Below are 909 nucleotides of genomic sequence, written 5' to 3'. Positions count from 1 at the left end.
AGCCCGATCTCGTGGTCGGCTTCGGCGGCGGCAGCGCGATGGATCTCGCCAAGCTGGTCGCGGTGCTCTGCACTTCCGACGTGGCCTTTGCCGACATCGTCGGGCCGGAGAAGGTGGCCGGCCGCAGCGTGGCGCTGATGCAGATACCGACCACGTCGGGCACCGGCAGCGAGGCCGGCACCCGCGCGCTCGTCACCGATCCCGTCAGCCAGAACAAGCAGGCGGTGCAGAGCCGCTTCATGCTTGCCGATATCGCCATCGTCGATCCGGACTTGACCATGACCGTGCCGAAGGAGGTCACTGCGGCCACCGGCGTCGACGCGCTCGCGCATTGCGTCGAGGCTTATACCAGCCGCAAGGCGCATCCGACGATCGACCTCTATGCGCTCGAGGGTGCGCGGCTGGTCGGGCACTATCTCAAGCGCGCGGTGGCCGACGGCGGCGACCGCGAGGCGCGCGCCGGTCTTGCCCTGGCTTCGCTCTATGGCGGCTATTGCCTTGGGCCGGTGAACACCACCGCCGGCCATGCGGTGGCCTATCCGCTCGGCGCGCGCCATCATATCGCGCACGGGCTCGCCTGCGCGGTGATCTTCCCGCACACGCTGGCCTTCAACATGCCGGCGGTGGAGGCGAAGACGCTCGCGGTGCTCCGGGCGCTCGGGCTGCCGCAGCAGGGCGATGCGAAACGCGCGTTCGACGCAACTTACGAGTTCTGCAAGAATCTCGGCATCGAGATGCGGCTGTCCGCGCTCGGCGTGCCCAGGAACGACCTCGGCGTGATGGCCGACGAGGCGCACGCCATTCGCCGCCTGCTCGACAACAACCCGCGCGATCTCGGCCGGGATGCGATCCTGAACATGTACGAGGTCGCGTTCTAGCTATCTCTGCCGCGCGCGGCAGCCAATCAAC

Annotated in this window: 1 protein-coding gene; it reads left to right on the top strand. The window is 68.3% G+C overall.

Annotated elements, in window-relative coordinates:
* Positions 1-878, top strand: an 878-nt coding sequence (locus AC1D00_RS43080) for an iron-containing alcohol dehydrogenase (RefSeq protein ID WP_477014916.1), incomplete at its 5' end; no start/stop codon positions are given.
* Between the last annotated feature and the right edge of the window lie 31 nt (positions 879-909).

It is taken from the genome of Bradyrhizobium sp. P2_E8, assembly GCF_056403875.1.
The sequence above is the reverse complement of the archived record's forward strand: the minus strand, read 5'-3'. Positions and strand labels throughout refer to the sequence as shown.